Origin of the sequence: Gilvirhabdus luticola (assembly GCF_040117515.1) — a bacterium.
Lineage (GTDB): Bacteria > Bacteroidota > Bacteroidia > Flavobacteriales > Flavobacteriaceae > Gilvirhabdus > Gilvirhabdus luticola.
In genome coordinates this window covers 87,935-104,105 of the sequence record NZ_JBEEEN010000001.1, presented here as the reverse complement: position 1 = coordinate 104,105, position 16,171 = coordinate 87,935, and the positions used below count along the sequence as shown (strand labels likewise).

General features: G+C 31.0%; 14 protein-coding genes. 2 read left to right on the top strand and 12 right to left on the bottom strand.

What is annotated here, in order from left to right:
- Nucleotides 1-51: 51 nt before the first annotated feature.
- The 4 genes from AAFP94_RS00495 to AAFP94_RS00480 are packed head-to-tail and all read right to left on the bottom strand — an operon-like array spanning nt 52 to nt 3,651.
- Nucleotides 52-852 carry an anti-sigma factor gene (locus AAFP94_RS00495; RefSeq protein WP_316661164.1) on the bottom strand — a complete coding sequence of 267 codons (801 nt, stop codon included), beginning with the start codon at nt 850-852 and terminating at the stop codon, nt 52-54.
- A 7-nt stretch (nt 853-859) separates the two neighbouring features.
- Complete coding sequence (locus AAFP94_RS00490; protein ID WP_316661165.1) at nt 860-1,393, bottom strand: RNA polymerase sigma factor; 534 nt, start codon at nt 1,391-1,393, stop codon at nt 860-862.
- A gap of 54 nt (nt 1,394-1,447) precedes the next feature.
- Nucleotides 1,448-2,461: a UDP-N-acetylmuramate dehydrogenase gene (murB, locus tag AAFP94_RS00485; protein ID WP_316661166.1), complete on the bottom strand. Its 1,014-nt coding sequence runs from the start codon at nt 2,459-2,461 to the stop codon at nt 1,448-1,450.
- On the bottom strand, nt 2,461-3,651 hold the full coding sequence (locus AAFP94_RS00480) for a pyridoxal phosphate-dependent aminotransferase (RefSeq protein WP_316661168.1): 1,191 nt from the start codon (nt 3,649-3,651) through the stop codon (nt 2,461-2,463). The genes murB and AAFP94_RS00480 overlap by 1 nt, the downstream gene beginning before the upstream one ends.
- Before the next feature lie 121 nt (nt 3,652-3,772).
- Here AAFP94_RS00480 and AAFP94_RS00475 point away from each other — a divergent pair, with 121 nt between their 5' ends.
- Entirely contained in the window at nt 3,773-5,110 is a 1,338-nt protein-coding gene (locus AAFP94_RS00475) for a PDZ domain-containing protein (RefSeq protein WP_316661169.1), read from the top strand.
- A gap of 51 nt (nt 5,111-5,161) precedes the next feature.
- On the opposite strand, the gene AAFP94_RS00470 is transcribed toward AAFP94_RS00475, so the two are convergent.
- Entirely contained in the window at nt 5,162-5,587 is a 426-nt protein-coding gene (locus AAFP94_RS00470) for a DUF1573 domain-containing protein (RefSeq protein ID WP_316661170.1), read from the bottom strand.
- A 188-nt stretch (nt 5,588-5,775) separates the two neighbouring features.
- Between AAFP94_RS00470 and AAFP94_RS00465 the strand changes: the two genes are divergently transcribed.
- A complete protein-coding gene (locus tag AAFP94_RS00465) occupies nt 5,776-8,409 on the top strand; it encodes a valine--tRNA ligase (protein ID WP_316661171.1) in 2,634 nt (877 codons plus the stop codon).
- 3 nt (nt 8,410-8,412) lie between these two features.
- Here the strand turns inward: AAFP94_RS00465 and AAFP94_RS00460 are convergent, their stop codons facing one another.
- The 7 genes from AAFP94_RS00460 to AAFP94_RS00430 all read right to left on the bottom strand — a co-directional run bounded on the left by AAFP94_RS00460 (nt 8,413) and on the right by AAFP94_RS00430 (nt 16,094).
- A complete protein-coding gene (locus AAFP94_RS00460; protein WP_316661172.1) occupies nt 8,413-9,270 on the bottom strand; it encodes an FkbM family methyltransferase in 858 nt (285 codons plus the stop codon).
- A 158-nt stretch (nt 9,271-9,428) separates the two neighbouring features.
- On the bottom strand, nt 9,429-10,496 hold the full coding sequence (locus tag AAFP94_RS00455) for a nuclear transport factor 2 family protein (protein ID WP_316661173.1): 1,068 nt from the start codon (nt 10,494-10,496) through the stop codon (nt 9,429-9,431).
- Nucleotides 10,497-10,699: 203 nt separating this feature from the next.
- Nucleotides 10,700-13,582, bottom strand: a complete 2,883-nt coding sequence (locus tag AAFP94_RS00450; protein WP_316661174.1) for an ATP-binding protein — start codon at nt 13,580-13,582, stop codon at nt 10,700-10,702.
- Nucleotides 13,583-13,757: 175 nt separating this feature from the next.
- A complete protein-coding gene (locus AAFP94_RS00445) occupies nt 13,758-14,024 on the bottom strand; it encodes an acyl-CoA-binding protein (protein WP_316661175.1) in 267 nt (88 codons plus the stop codon).
- A complete protein-coding gene (locus AAFP94_RS00440; protein ID WP_316661176.1) occupies nt 14,021-14,674 on the bottom strand; it encodes a phosphatidylserine decarboxylase family protein in 654 nt (217 codons plus the stop codon). Before AAFP94_RS00440 ends, AAFP94_RS00445 begins: the two co-directional genes overlap by 4 nt.
- Nucleotides 14,664-15,485, bottom strand: a complete 822-nt coding sequence (locus AAFP94_RS00435; RefSeq protein ID WP_316661177.1) for a phosphatidate cytidylyltransferase — start codon at nt 15,483-15,485, stop codon at nt 14,664-14,666. Before AAFP94_RS00435 ends, AAFP94_RS00440 begins: the two co-directional genes overlap by 11 nt.
- The gene (locus AAFP94_RS00430) at nt 15,486-16,094 is read right to left on the bottom strand and encodes an LUD domain-containing protein (RefSeq protein ID WP_316661178.1); all 609 of its coding nucleotides are present in this window, start codon (nt 16,092-16,094) and stop codon (nt 15,486-15,488) included.
- Nucleotides 16,095-16,171 lie beyond the last annotated feature (77 nt).

The following is a 16,171-nucleotide window of genomic DNA, read 5'->3' as shown; positions in this document are numbered from 1 at the left end:
AGCCGGATTTTTAGATATAAAATCCGACTTTTAATTATATGATAAGTTTAATTAATTATTGTTGTTAATAGCAATCTCTGCTACTAAATTATCAAGAGTTGCACTTGTATTACCACCTTTTGGCTCTATAGTAATATTGAGTCCTAAAGCATTTTCTGTATATGGGATTACTTTAAGTTGTCTATCGGTTTCACTCAAAATACCAAGGTTAACCATTTTATCTTGAACCTCTGCCCAAATTTGGTAACACTGTTCTTCAGGTAATTGAGGTAAGGATACAACATCAATCATAGATGTTTTATCTTTTGCATTAATATATGCCACAGTTTTCAAGTCTTTTGCACGCTCATTACCTTTAATGATATATTTTTCTGTTTCAGGATTATTGAGTCTTAATAGTTGTCTCATAACCTTACTTAACATTTCATTGTTTTCATCAATATCACTTCTTAAGTCAAAAATTTCATCAACTACTACTTGGTTTTCTCTAGATAGTTTTTGATTTTGAGAATAGAATATAAATGATGATGCAGCAAAAACTAATGCAGCAACACTTGCAGCAACTCCAAATTTATACCACTTTTTATACTTCATTTCTACCTGAGTTAATTTAATAACAGGTGATTCGTCAAGTTCATCTAAAATATTATTTAAGATGCTTTTTGGTGCTTCAACAGCATTACTTTTTGCGACAATTTCTAAATTATCTTGTAGCGTGCTATATGCATTCTGTACTTCTGGGTACTTTGAAATGTAAGTTTCAACCATTTCTGTTTCTGCAGAAGTAGTTTCTCCTAATAGATATTTTTCTAGTAGGTCAGAATTTAAAAATGTAATTATTTTATCATTCATGACTTTTTTATTCTGGATCGTAAATCTTTTTCAATTCACGAAGTCCAATTTTTAATCTTGATTTTATTGTTCCAAGTGGAATTTCTAATTCATCACTTGCTTCTTGTTGTGTCATACCTTCAAAAAATAAGGCATTAATCACAATTTGATACTTCTCATCCAAGGTAGAAAGGTGTTTTTTAATGTCTAAAACATCCTGATTCAATCCTGCTGATGTTAATTTATATACGTTGGAAGTCTCGATTTGGACTTCTTTACTGGTTTTGGTAGACGTAGAACGAACTTTGTCTATGGCTGTATTATACACTATTCGATAAAGCCAAGTAAATAGTTTAGCTTTTTTTGAGTCATACTTTTTAGCATTTTTCCATATTTTAACAAAACTTTCTTGAAGCACATCTTGAGCTAGATGTTCGTCTGTAACAATTTTTAAAATCACGCCATAAAGAGAGTTTGCATAATATTCATAAAGCAGAGAGATAGCTTTTTTATCAGCTTTATTTAATAGATAAACTATTTCTTTTTCAATCGGGCTAATCAAGTTTAATAAAGTTTAGTTATAGGTATTGGCTAAAAGTATTAATTTCTTTTTAGATTATAGAATATTTACTTCAACTTCAATAGAGATATTGAATAAACGCAGAATTGTTTTCTGTATTATTTTTGCTAATGCTAAAATGTCTGAACCATCAGCATTACCATAATTAACCAATACTAAAGCCTGTTTTGTGTGAACACCATAATTACCAAAGCGTTTTCCTTTAAAACCAGCTTTTTCTATTAACCAAGCCGCAGGAACTTTAACTGTTTTTTCAGATGCTGGATAACATGGAATTTCAGGAAAATTATCTTTCAATTTATTAAAATGTTCTAAACTAATGATGGGATTTTTAAAGAAACTACCACTATTTCCTAAAACTTTAGGATCCGGTAGTTTACTTTGTCTGATTGATATTACAGCATTGGAAACATCTTTAATTGTAGGAGTTTTAATTCCTATTTTTTCAAGCTCTGTTTCAATAGCACCGTATTTTGTGTTTAATTGATGGTTCTTTTTTGTAAGTTTAAATATAACACTGGTAATAATATATGTTCCTTTAGCTTCATTTTTAAAAATAGAATCTCTATAACCAAAATTACATTGGTCTTTAAAAAAAGAAGACATCTCTCCAGAACTTATTAAAATGGTTTCACAGGACACAAAAGTATCTTTAAGTTCTACACCATAAGCACCTATGTTTTGAATTGGGGCTGTTCCAACATTTCCTGGAATTAATGACAAATTTTCTAAACCTCCATAATCTTGATTTAAAGTCCAAAGTACAAATTCGTGCCAGTTTTCTCCAGCATTAGCCTTTACTAAAGCATGGTTTTCATCTTCAGAAATTACTGAAATTCCTTTTAAATTGATATGTATTACAAGCTCGTCAATATCTTTTGTAAGTAACATATTACTGCCACCACCTAGTATGAACTTATTTTTATGATTGGTTAAGGCTAAAACTTGTTTTAAATCATCAACAGTAGATGCAGATACAAAATATTTAGCATTTACATCTATACCAAATGTATTAAATGATTTTAAGGATATGTTTTGCTGAATCTGCACTAACCTTTATAAATTTTTAAAGCTTCTTTTAATATATTGACAGCTTTAATCAAACTTTCTTTTTTAAGCACATACGCAATTCTAACTTGATTTAGACCAACATATGGTGTAGAATAAAAACCTGCAGCAGGAGCAATCATTACTGTTTCATTGTTAATATCAAATTCTTCAAGCAACCATTGGGCAAAAGTATCAGCATTTTTTATAGGAAGTTCCACAATACAATAAAAAGCACCTTTTGGTTTGGCAACTTTAACACCTTTAATTTTCTGTAATTCTTGTATTAGTGTATTTCTACGATCCACATATTCTTCAATAACTGCATCAAAATAACTTTGAGGTGTTTCTAGAGCAGCTTCACTAGCTATTTGTGCTAAAGTTGGAGGGCTTAATCTAGCCTGTGCAAATTTTAATACCGTTTTAATAACTTCCTTATTTTTAGATACTAAACAACCAATTCGTGCTCCACACATGCTATATCTTTTTGAAACAGAATCTATCATAATCGCATGTTCTTTCAAGCTTTCTTCTTGCATGATAGAATAATGCTGGTGTCCATCGTAAGCAAACTCTCTATATACTTCATCAGCTATTAAAAACAAATTATGCTTCTTAACTATAGAGGCTAATTTTTGTATCTCATCTTTTGAATATAAATACCCTGTTGGATTTCCAGGATTACAAATTAAAATAGCTTTTGTTTTGTTCGTGATTAGATTTTCAAATTCTTCGATTGGAGGTAATGCAAAATTGTCTTCTATTTTAGAAATTACAGGAACAATATTAACTCCAGAAGCAGTAGAAAAGCCATTATAATTGGCATAAAAAGGTTCAGGTATAATAATTTCATCATCTACATCCATAATAGTCCCAAATGCAAACAATAGTGCTTCACTTCCACCTGTGGTAACTATAATGTCTTTATGAGTTAGATGAATATCATGTTTTTTGTAATAATTGGCAATTTTATGTCTGTATTCGTCTGAACCTTCAGATCTGGTATAGGCCAAAATATCTAGAGAATGAACTTTAACAGCATCTAAAGCAATGTCTGGTGTTTTTATGTCTGGCTGACCAATATTTAAATGATATACAGTTTTACCTTTTTTATAGGCTTCTTCAGCAAAAGGAACGAGCTTTCTAATTGGAGATTCAGGCATCGATAAGCCTTTGTGGGATATTGTTGGCATTTTTTATAATTAAAAGGCAAAGTTGCGAAAATTATCTTAAAGTTTTTTTAAAAAACAGCTATTAATGTTTATAGCGTTATAAAGATTTGTAAATTGATTCAAAGAATTAATTATTGCCTATATGCGAAAATTCCTGTACTTAACATTTCTATTTTCTTTTGTTTTTAGTTTTGGGTTTTCACAAAATGAGTTTTCTCTTCAAACTAAAAATGGTAAGGATAAAATCAGATTTCAGTTAATCAATAATTTAATTGTAATTCCAGTTGAAGTTAATGGTGTTGAACTCTCTTTTATCTTAGATACTGGAGTTAGCAAACCTTTGATTTTCAATTATTTGAACATCACAGATTCTCTTAAAATTAGAGATACCGAAACAATTTTGCTAATGGGTCTTGGAGATGGAGATCCTGTTGAAGCTTTGAGGTCAAAGAATAATGTTATTAAAATAGGAGAAGCTATAAAAATAAACCAAGAATTGTATGCCATTTTTGACCCTTCGTTAAATTTTGCACCAAGATTAGGGGTACCTGTTCATGGTATTATGGGTTATGATTTATTTAAAGACTTTGTTGTTGAAATAAATTACATTTCAAAATATATAACCATTACTAATCCTGAAGATTATGTTTATAAGAAATGTAGAAAGTGTACTGATCTTAATTTGGAGTTTTACAATAATAAACCATATGTAAGAGGAAAAGTAAAAATTGATGATAAAGAAATTCCCGTTAAATTACTTATAGATTCGGGCGGTAGTGATGCCTTGTGGCTGTTTGAAGAAAAGAGCGAAGGGATTTATGCAAATAACAAGTATTTTAATGATTTTCTGGGTCATGGATTAAGTGGAAGTGTTTATGGCAAACGATCCAAAATTGATGAATTTTGGTTAAACGACTTTAGATTTAAAAATGCCAATGTTTCATTTCCAGATTCAACATCAATACTATATGCCAAGCAACATAAAGAACGAAATGGTAGCGTTGCTGGTAATATATTAAAACGGTTTAATGTTGTTATTAATTATCGTAAGGCTTTAATTACACTTAAGAAAAATGGCAATTTTAGAGATCCGTTTAGTTATAATAAAAGTGGAATTGAAATTGAACATACTGGTGTAAGAATGGTGAAAGAAGAGAATAACAGTTTTGTTTCCGATAGACTTGTAAATGGTAGTGGTACAGAATCATCTACTAGTATAGTTATAGAAACAAAATACAAACTTGCACTTAAACCGGCTTTTAGTATTGTTGAGTTAAGAAAAGATTCTCCAGCTGAAAGAGCAGGTCTAAAAGTTGGAGATGTGATTTTAACGATAAATGGTAATCCAACACAAAGTCTGGAACTGCAAGATGTTGTTCAAATGTTTTATGGAGAAGAAGGCAAAAGAATTAAATTAAGAGTTGACCGAAACGGAATTATTTTGTTTTACCAATTTATGCTAGAAAGCGTTTTTAAATAAAAAAGCCCAAACTTTAAATGTTTGAGCTTTAGTCAATATTGAACTAGAGTTTTATTGCTCTACGACACTTTTACTTTTCTTTTCTAAAACGCTTGAGTTATTTGGATCTATTACTTCACCTTTAATTTTTAAAGCAACAGTTGGAGTATCTGCATTAGATAGAACAGTTATTGTCTTTCTTATTGGCATGACTCTATTAGTATCATACTTTACTTGTATTTCTCCTGTTTCGCCAGGCATTATCGGTGCATCAGGTTTTTTAGGAACAGTACAACCACAACTAGAACTTACTTTAGTAATAATTAGTGGTGCATCTCCAGTATTAGTGAACTCAAAAGTTCTAACACCGTTGGCTCCTTTTTCAATAGTACCATAATCAATTACATCAGTTTTGAACTCAATTTTAGCTATTTTTTCTTGAGCATTCAGTGCAAAACTAATTAGTCCAATAAATAAAATCGCAACTAATTTTTTCATCTCTTTTATGTTTTAATTATTGCTAACATACTTACTTTTTCTACATTCTACAAAATTATTAGATGTATGGTAAATCATTTTTTTGGATTAAATCTACAAATTATCCAATAATAATGCCTTTTTAGGGCTTTCACAGAATAAGAAATATAAGTACTTTTGCACATCAAAGTCAAAAACTATTCCAAAGCATGCAGATTCCATCAAAATATGATGCAAGTCAGGTAGAAAGTAAATGGTATGATTACTGGATGAAACACAATTATTTTCATTCAATACCAGATGAAAGAGAGCCTTATACGGTTGTTATTCCACCACCAAACGTAACTGGTGTCTTGCATATGGGGCACATGCTTAATAATACCATACAAGATGTATTAGTTCGTCGTGCACGTTTATTAGGGAAAAATGCGTGTTGGGTTCCAGGTACGGATCATGCATCAATTGCTACCGAAGCTAAAGTTGTAGATAAACTTAAAAGCGATGGTGTTAATAAAGCGGATATCTCTCGAGAAGAATTTATAGAACATGCTTGGGAATGGACTCATAAACATGGTGGTATCATCCTTGAACAACTTAAAAAATTGGGTGCTTCATGTGATTGGGAACGCACAAAATTTACATTAGATGACGATTTGTCTGAATCTGTCATTGATGTTTTTATTGATCTTTACAAGAAAGGATTGATTTACCGTGGTTATCGTATGGTAAATTGGGATCCAGTAGCGAAAACAACTCTATCTGACGAAGAGGTTATTCATGTTGAGCGTACAGATAAACTATATTACGTAAATTATAAGGTCGAAGGCGAAGAAAACTATGTCACTATTGCAACGACACGACCTGAAACTATTTTAGGAGATACCGCAGTTTGTGTAAATCCTAGCGATGAGCGTTTTAAATCTTTAAAAGGAAAGCGTGTTGTTGTTCCAATTTGTAATCGTGTTGTTCCAATCATCATGGATGATTATGTTGATATTGAGTTTGGTACAGGTTGTTTAAAAATTACACCTGCACATGATGTAAATGATAAAGACATTGGGGAACGTCATAAGCTTGAGGTTATTGATATATTAAATGATGATGGATCTTTGAACAGTTATGGTTTACATTTTCAAGGTTTGGATAGGGAAGTGGCAAGAAAGCAAGTTGCCAAAGAACTTGACACTTTGGGTATTCTTGTAAAAACCGAAGATTATACACATAAAGTTGGAACTAGCGAACGCACAAAAGCTGTGATAGAACCGAAAATTTCTGCACAATGGTTTTTGAAAATGAAAGATTTAGCAAAACCAGCTTTAGATCATGTAATGAATGATGATATTCAATTTCATCCGGCAAAGTTTAAAAACTCCTATAGAAATTGGATGGAGAATGTTCGCGATTGGAATATTTCTCGTCAGTTATATTGGGGACATCAAATTCCAGCATATTACTATGGAGATGGTGTAAACGACTTTGTAGTAGCCAAAACCAATGAAGAAGCTTTAGAGCTGGCTAAACAAACTACCAATAACCAAAAGCTAACAACCAAAGACCTAACCCAAGAATCAGATGTGGTAGATACCTGGTTCTCTTCTTGGTTGTGGCCAATGTCCGTGTTTGATGGTATTAGAAACCCAGATAATAAAGAAATAAACTATTATTATCCTACCAATGATTTGGTGACGGCACCAGAAATTATGTTTTTCTGGGTAGCGCGAATGATTATTGCTGGTTATGAATATCGAGATGAATTGCCTTTTAAGAATGTATATTACACAGGCATTGTTAGGGATAAACAAGGGCGAAAAATGAGTAAGTCACTTGGAAATTCACCTGATCCAATTGAACTTATTGAAAAATATGGAGCAGATGGTGTTCGTGTAGGTATGCTTATGTGTTCGCCTGCTGGAAACGATTTACCCTTTGACGAATCACTTTGTGGACAAGGAAAAGCCTTTGCCAACAAAATATGGAATGCCTTCAGATTAATTAATGGCTGGGAAGATGATGATTCTATACCACAACCAAATTCAAGTAAAATTGCTTTGGAATGGTATGAAGCCAAATTCCAACAAACATTATTAACAATCGAAGACCATTTTAGTAAATTCAGATTATCTGATGCTCTAATGGAAACCTATAAATTGATTTGGAATGATTTTGCATCTTGGTTATTAGAAATAGTAAAACCTGCATATCAGCAACCAATAGATGCTAAAACTTTACAAAGTGTTATTGCCATATTAGAAAATAATTTAAAGATTCTTCACCCTTTTATGCCATTTTTAACTGAAGAAATTTGGCAATATATTTCTGAAAGAACATCAGAAGAAGCTCTAATTGTTTCACAATGGCCAGAAACCAAAACAGTAAACGAAAGCTTAATTTCTGAATTTGAATTTGCTCAAGACGTGGTTTCTGGTATTCGTTCAATTAGAAAACAAAAGAATATTGCTTTTAAAGATACTATAGGTTTTTCCGTTATTAATAACGAAAATGTAAATGCTACTTTTGATGAGGTTATTGTAAAACTTGGTAATCTGGAAAGCATCAATTATGTTACAGAAGCTGTTGATGGTGCTTTGACCTTTAGAGTAAAAAGCAATGAGTACTTTATACCAATGTCGGGAGCTATAGATATAGAAGCTGAAATTAAAAAACTCACAGAAGAACTTAACTATACCGAAGGGTTTTTAAAATCTGTACAAAAGAAACTTTCAAATGAGCGTTTTGTAAACAATGCACCAGAACAAGTAGTTGCTACAGAAAAGAAAAAGGAATCCGAGGCTTTAGCAAAAATTGAAACCTTGAAAACGAGTTTGGCGAGTTTGGGTTCGTAATTTTCAATTAGAACTTAATAGATTATTTGCTAAAGATTTAAATTCATTAAGTTTTATTATTGGAACAAAAATATAGTCACAATGATTTAAGTTTGAATGGACTTCAATCCTATCAATTTCTTTTAAGCTTAATAGTATCTCTTTGGTTTTAATAATTCTAAATGCTGAATAATGTAAGTTTTTTAATATACTTAATAACTTATTTTGTCTTTCAGATCTATTAGGATTCTCCTTTATATTATAAATAGGTAATATTTCTAGTAATATAAAAGGGTTATGGTTTTTTATTTCATCCTTAAAACTTTCAATAACTTCTAATTCTGCTCCTTCAACATCAACTTTCAGAAAGGATATGTCATTAAAATCAATTTTATTTTTTATGTTTTTCACATCAAATAATGAGATAAACTCTTTTCGTAATATTTTATTTTCTCTAAAATTTTCAAGAATTGAAGCAGAACTGTCAGTATAGTTTTCTATATAAAAATTTAATTCTCCCAACTCATTTTTTGTAGAAATACCTATCGGCACTAAAACGACATTTTTAATTGAATTTTTTTTTATCAATGTTCTTAAATAAAAAATGCAGTTTGGATTTGGCTCAAAACCAATATATTCAATGTTTTTATCTATACTCTTTAATTTCAAAAGTGTTTGACCAATATTTGCACCGACATCAATAAATTTCACAGAATCAATTTGAAGAATAATTTTCAATACGTCAATCATCCACTTTTCGTTGACAGACAAATTAGAAAAGCCCAAACTTCCTAAAATAGGTATTTTAAAATAGGTACCATTTATTTTACGAGCTATTGTAAAATTGAAAAATTCCAGGATTTTTTTTATTAAGGATTTCATGCTTCATCAAAGATAGAAACATTAAAAGTGAGTTTGGTAAGTTTAGATTGATAAATTTATGTCTTGTCGTTAGTGAGGCTACTTGCTGGTTACAGAAAAAATTAAAATTCCATAAAATATATTCTATGGAATTTTAATTGAATATTGTTGGATATTGATTAGTTCAGTGGAGAATGATGTTCGTGAACCATTTTCCATTCACCCTTTGTTTTAACAAATAACAAAGTAATTAGATTATTAATTGTGCCAATTCCCTCCACTTCAAAATCTGAAATAAAAGTTACATTAGCTACATTCCTATGAAATAAAACAATATTTAAAGTTTTTTCTAAATAGGCAAATTTCTCCACCGTGTAATTACCAAAAAGCGCACGTTCATGCTCTTCATTTCCCTTACTATCGGTAAGAAATCCATTACCTTCAGCATCGTAGTTAAATTCGGTAAACTTTGGACCATAGGCATGGAAAGAGATAAGTTCATCCATGTTTTCGGCTCCTGTTCCTGAATTTGCCATTATAGTTGCTCCAATGGCCCCAAAAGTTGCGTAGACCTCTAGCTGTGCAGCTGAAGCTGAACTTGGGTCAAATTCAGAAAGAATGTTGCTAGGTTTTTCCCCTGTTGATGGTAAAATCTTCGAAGGAGAATGATGTTCGTGCACCATTTTCCATTCACCATTTGTTTTAACAAATAATAAAGTAATTAGATTATTGACTGTAATTTCTCCAAGTGGATGAGTATCTAATACAAAATCTGAAATAAAGGTTAAATTAGCTACATTCCCATAATATACAGCAACTTTCAAAGTTCCAGGGAGAGCAGCAAATTTTTTAACTCCACCTGGTTTTACTATTTCACCAAATAACATACGTTCATGTTCTTCATTACCTTCACTATCTGTAAGAAATCCATTATTATTGAAATCATAATTAAATTCAGTAAACATGGCATCATAATCATGAAAAGAGATAAGTTGGTCCATATATTCAGAATCTGCTCCAAGGCCAGCTCCGTTTGTTATACTTGTTGCAATGGCCATAAAAGTTTTTAATACCTCTGCTTGTGCATCTGGATATTCCTGGTTAATTACGCTGCCACCGTTTCTCGATGCTAATTGTGTCCCTAATATAGCTTCTGCTTCAGACGCAGTAGCTTGATCATTATCACTACATGCTGTAATGAATATCGTAAGAATAATAATAACTGCAAATTTGAAAATTGTTTTCATAATAATATATTTAAATGATTAATAGCTACAGGCATTTGTACTAGAAATGACGGATTTTGATTATACTACAAAGCTATTGTATTACTTGACTGGCATCATGGACTATTTCTTCAAAAACTAGGACTATTTCTGAATTATCCTGAAAGATGCATGACCTTGTTATCATTAAAAGTTAGATTAAATACTTGTGGTATTGTATAGTATTACTTGGAAATGGCACTAGGTGCAAGACCAAATTCTTCTTTAAAGGCACGGCTAAAATAGGAAGGATCGTTAAATCCTACTTCGTATGCAATTCCCGAAATTGTTTTGTCTGTGGTTTGAATTAATTCTTTTCCTTTTTGCAGTCGAATAGACCGAATAAACATGGCTGTAGATTTTCCGCTAGTGGCTTTTAATTTTCGATATAATTGTGATTCGCTAAAGTGTGATTTTTGTGCTAATTGCAAAGGACCAAAATCAGTTTGTATAATATTATCATGTATTATCTTAATTATTTTCTCAAGAAACTTGGTTTCAGAATTTTTGACATTCTTGTTTAGCAAGCTATCTATGCCAGTTTTCTCAAATTTGCTCAACATTTTTTTTCGCAAAAGAATTAACTGCTCAATACGCGTTAATAATTCTTTTTTCTCAAATGGTTTTGTTAGATAGGCATCTGCACCATGAGAAAGCCCGGTAAGTCTATCTTCAAAAGTGGCTTTAGCCGTGAGCATGATGATTGGAATGTGATCTGTGAGCTCATCGGTTTTTAGATGTTTACATACCTCGTAGCCATCTTTTTCTGGCATCATCACATCACTAATAATAATATCTGGAATTTTTTCTAGAGCCATCTCAATGCCTATGGCACCATTTGGAGCATGTAAGATTTGAAAGTTTGCAATTAAACAAGTCTTTATATAGTGAGCGACATCCTTATTATCTTCAATAATCAGAACCAACGGAAGATTCTCATCAGAATTATTTATAGATTGATTATTTTCTGATACGATTGTTGTAACATTAGCTTTAGTAATTATTGAATTTGATACGAGTTCCGAATCATTCACTAAATCTGCATTATTAGTAATTGGAATTGTAATTCTGAAAACGCTGCTTTTTCCTAGGTTGCTATCCACATTAATTGAGCCGTTCATCAATTCTACAAAATCCTTAACTAAAGCTAAACCAATGCCAGTGCCTTTTTGGAGTTTGGATGACGAGTTATCTACTTGATAGAATTTATCGAAAATATGCAATTGCTCTTCTTTAGAAATTCCTAAACCGTTATCAATAACTTTTATCTCGATATAATCAGTTTGATGAACCTCTATCTTTTTTATATGTACGTTTACTTCGCCATTTTCTGAAGTGAATTTTATAGCATTAGAAAGTAAATTGGTAATAATAGCTGTAAATTTATTTGCATCTATATCCATTTTAAGATGCTCTACATAACTGCGAACGGAAAAATTAATTCCCTTTTCTTCAGCAAGCGAATGAAAACTTTGAGTGAGATATTTTGTAAAAGGAATAATATCAACCTGAACTAAATTCAAATCCATATTACCACTTTCAATTTTTGCAAGATCCAGCATTTCATTAATCAAATGCATTAGGCCATCACTATTACGATCTATGATCTCTAATGAATTTTCAATATCGTCATGTTGATTGTTTTTTAAGCTTGATTTAATGGTGTCAGTCATACCTTTTATCACGGTAAGCGGTGTTCTAAATTCATGTGTAATGTTAGTAAATAATGCATTTTTCAAGTTGTTAATCTCATTAAGCCTTTTTCTTTCTGATGCAGCCATTTTTCTAGAAATTACAAAATATGCTATTGCTGATAAAAGTACTAACAGCCCAATTGTTAAAATTAAATTCTTCTCGCGATTCTTTTTGTGTATTCCTTCTTCATAAGCGATATTTAATAACTCTTTTTCCTTGGCTTGAGCAATACTATCTGCAACTAATTGATTATTAAAAACAATAGATTGAATTTCTGTTCTTGCCTTATTTTTTTTCTCGTCGTCAATTGCAATTTGATATTTTTCAAAATAATCGAGAGCAATTGCAGGAAGATTTAATTTTTTATTGACTTCATAAAGGCTTTTAAAAAGACCAGGTTCAAGTTTCCAATTGTTAACATTATTAATTTTCAGGCATTCTTCACATTCTTTTAAGGCTTTAGTGTAATTTTTAAATCCATAGTCTATTTGACATTTCCACAGCTGTATTTTCATTAAATAATCTCTTTCGTATTTTGGAACAGGATATTTTTCTGTAACTGCTATATATTCATTTAAATATTTAGTTGCTTCGGATAATTGTTTCTCGATGATATATATTTCAACAAGTTTCCCTGTTCCTACATTTGCATATTGTTCCAGGTTTATTTCTTTTGATAATCTAATGGCTTTTTTCCAGTATTCTATTGATCTTGGAAGATCACCCAATTTGTGATAAATCTCTCCTAAATTACCATAGGCCGCAGAAATACTTTTTTTTATTTTATGTTTTTTACTTAATTCTAAATGTTTTTTATGATATTTTTCTGCTTCTTTATAATCACCTAAATCTCTGTAAATAAAACCTTGGTGTGCAATACTCCATCCTTCATTTAATGGATCTCCTAATTCTCTGTAAAGTTTTTCAGATTTTTGTAATGTTTTAAAAGCATTCGTGTAATCTTCATATTTAGAATACATGTATCCTAAATCAAATAGTTTTTCGGCATAAAGAAAACTGTCTTTGGTGGCCCTGGCTAGTTCTAATCCCTTGTTGTAGATTTTTTCTCCAGTTGAATAATCTTTAAGCTCAAAATAAATGGCACCAATTAAAGTGTTGGCTTCAATTTCAAATTTAATATTCTTATTATTTTGTGCTAAATCCAGCATTTGTTTCCCTAAAACAAGCGCACTGTCTGTTTTTTTTAAAAGATAGTGCGCTTGAATTAAATCACTTATAGCTTCAAATCTGGTTGAGTCTGATAGTTTTACATTATTCCAAACATTAAAAAGTGAATCCTTTTCTTTTTGAGCAAAAGTATCACCCCAAAAAAACAGTGTAATTATAAATGTGAAAACTATTTTATTCGCCAACTTCTATGAGTATTTTAATTGATTATACCGGTTGTTACCGAAACAAGTTCAGCATAGGTAAACGAAGTTAGACTATTTTTTCTAGAAAGAATAGATTAGTTGTTTTGTCATTTGAAAATTGAAGCGGAATTTATTGGATAAAGTAATAAATATTAGCTACTAGGGAAAGGATACATTATTTTCTGTACAGAAAGTAATTTTTTACCAAATTAATATACTCGTGTTTGGCTTCATCTTGAGAGATATTCTTTACCTGAAACAAGGCATTGGTCTTAAATGCATTAATGATAGGTTTTCGACTACTAGGCCTTCCATAATCATTTGTTGCTTTTTTGTAATAGGCATAAAGGCGTAATAAAAAATCTGCAGGGAATGGTTCTGTATGCGCATTGATGCGACTTACTGCATCTTGAAATTCTTTATCTAACTCTTCGGTTGTCATGATACTTCGGCTATAATACTTTCGCCACCACGAACTTTTTGGTTTAGCTTAACTTTAATATTGGTGTCTAAAGGTAAAAATAAATCTACTCGTGAGCCAAATTTTATAAACCCAGAATCTGCTCCTTGAATGACTTTGCTGTTCTCTTTAGCATAGTTTACAATGCGCTTTGCCAATGCGCCTGCAATTTGACGGTAAAGTACTTTGCCATAGGTCATGTTTTCTACTACAACAGTTGTGCGCTCGTTTTCTTCACTAGCTTTAGGGTGCCAGGCCACCAAATATTTTCCAGGATGATATTTGCTAAATACAATTTTTCCACCTATAGGATATCGTGTTACGTGAACATTAATAGGAGACATAAACACGCTTACTTGTAATCGTTTATCATTAAAATATTCTTTTTCAAAAACTTCTTCTATTACAACTACTTTACCATCAACAGGAGCAAGGACCTGATTATCGTTTATTTTGGTGTAACGTTTTGGATTTCTAAAAAATTGAAGTATTAAAAGGAAGAAAATCAATAATGTTATTTCCAGAAGAGTTTGTAACCATCTTTGAGCAATAAAGCCATCAATCAATAAAAATAATGCAACCAAAAAAACTAGGGTAAAGAATATGATTTTATGACCTTCTTTATGAAACATAATGTGTAATTCTTAAAAATAAATAAATAAATGGTGCGGCAAACAGTATGCTATCCAATCTATCCAACAAACCTCCATGACCAGGCATAATAACACCACTATCTTTAACATTGGCTTGTCTTTTGTATTTAGATTCTATTAAGTCGCCTAATGTACCAAACACGCTAATAATAATACTTAAAATTAACCAATTATTAAAATCCAATGTATGTGTAAATTTAGCAATAAAATAGCTACTAATGCACACAAAAAATAAACCTCCTAAAAACCCTTCAACAGTTTTCTTGGGTGAAATGGTTGGAAATAATTTTTGTTTACCAAAATTCTTTCCTATCAAATAGGCAAACGTATCATTTACCCAAATTAAAATAAACGAACCCAACAAGATATTTGGATTATATGGTTTGTAAAAGTCTGCGATTAAAATGATAAAAATAAAAGCACTTGATAGATAAAACGTTGTGTTTATATAACGTCTTGTAATAAATCGTGGCAATGTTTTTTCTGTAAATAAATCTCTAATCAAAAAGAGCTGAACAAATATGGTTATAACATGCAATATTTGAATGGCTTCACTAAAACCATCATCAGTACTTAAAAATAATTGCCAGTAAGCAAAGACCAAATAAAGGATTACAAAAATGATGTAAGAGGTTATGCCTTTTAATTGTATGAGTTTGTTAAACTCCGCCAGAGAGATTAGACCGTAAAAAAAGAACAATGCAATTAAGGCATGTTGAGAGTAAAGACAAAGTAAAAATAAAGATATATATAAAACTCCTGATAGGCTTCTGGTAATTAGTTCTTTCATTTATAAGTCTTCTAACAAGAGCAAATATAAGTTTTTTGAACTACTTCCGTAACTCAAGAAGTCCTTATCGTCACAAGCTTTAAAATGTTTGATGGTTGTAATATTGGTAGGAATTTTATTTTTGTTTTTATCTTTTATGCCACGCAATCCTTCACTAATCGTTTCTACAAATTGACTAGTGGTGGCATAAATCACGAAGTTTGAAGGTAACTCTTTAAGTTTCTTTTCAGCAATTTGATTTGAAGAAATCAATAAAGACCCATCATTAGCAATAAGATACTCACAAGTTGATAAAAAGAATGCACAATCTGAAGAATACTTGCTTGTGTTGAATTCAAACTTGTTGAACTTTTTTTCAAGTCTTTCATCAAGCATACATATTTTTTTATCTGCCCAATCATTCTCTTTTAAAATATTATCAAGATTTTCATAAACTTCATTGAGGTCTTCGCAGTATAAAAATTTACCTCCGTTAGCCTTAAAGTTTATAGTAAAACGTTCATCAATTGGAAGCTTTACATCTGGCATATATTTACTTCTCTCTTCATTTGCGTGTTGGTCTTGAGAGGTGTCAGATTTTGGGCCAAAGATTTTTCTAAATAGGCTCATTTAAGGTATTTTGCTATCAACCAGAGACAGTAGTTTCACCAAATATATAAAAAGTTATAATAAACTTAACCTGATTT

What these genes read in the sequence shown, in the direction of transcription:
- AAFP94_RS00495 (WP_316661164.1), bottom strand. Translation starts at nt 852, where the DNA reads ATGAATGATAAAATAATTACATTTTTAAATTCTGACCTACTAGAAAAA.
- AAFP94_RS00480 (WP_316661168.1), bottom strand. Translation starts at nt 3,651, where the DNA reads ATGCCAACAATATCCCACAAAGGCTTATCGATGCCTGAATCTCCAATT.
- AAFP94_RS00475 (WP_316661169.1), top strand. Translation starts at nt 3,773, where the DNA reads ATGCGAAAATTCCTGTACTTAACATTTCTATTTTCTTTTGTTTTTAGT.
- AAFP94_RS00470 (WP_316661170.1), bottom strand. Translation starts at nt 5,587, where the DNA reads ATGAAAAAATTAGTTGCGATTTTATTTATTGGACTAATTAGTTTTGCA.
- AAFP94_RS00465 (WP_316661171.1), top strand. Translation starts at nt 5,776, where the DNA reads ATGCAGATTCCATCAAAATATGATGCAAGTCAGGTAGAAAGTAAATGG.
- AAFP94_RS00460 (WP_316661172.1), bottom strand. Translation starts at nt 9,270, where the DNA reads ATGAAATCCTTAATAAAAAAAATCCTGGAATTTTTCAATTTTACAATA.
- AAFP94_RS00455 (WP_316661173.1), bottom strand. Translation starts at nt 10,496, where the DNA reads ATGAAAACAATTTTCAAATTTGCAGTTATTATTATTCTTACGATATTC.
- AAFP94_RS00445 (WP_316661175.1), bottom strand. Translation starts at nt 14,024, where the DNA reads ATGACAACCGAAGAGTTAGATAAAGAATTTCAAGATGCAGTAAGTCGC.
- AAFP94_RS00440 (WP_316661176.1), bottom strand. Translation starts at nt 14,674, where the DNA reads ATGTTTCATAAAGAAGGTCATAAAATCATATTCTTTACCCTAGTTTTT.
- AAFP94_RS00435 (WP_316661177.1), bottom strand. Translation starts at nt 15,485, where the DNA reads ATGAAAGAACTAATTACCAGAAGCCTATCAGGAGTTTTATATATATCT.
- AAFP94_RS00430 (WP_316661178.1), bottom strand. Translation starts at nt 16,094, where the DNA reads ATGAGCCTATTTAGAAAAATCTTTGGCCCAAAATCTGACACCTCTCAA.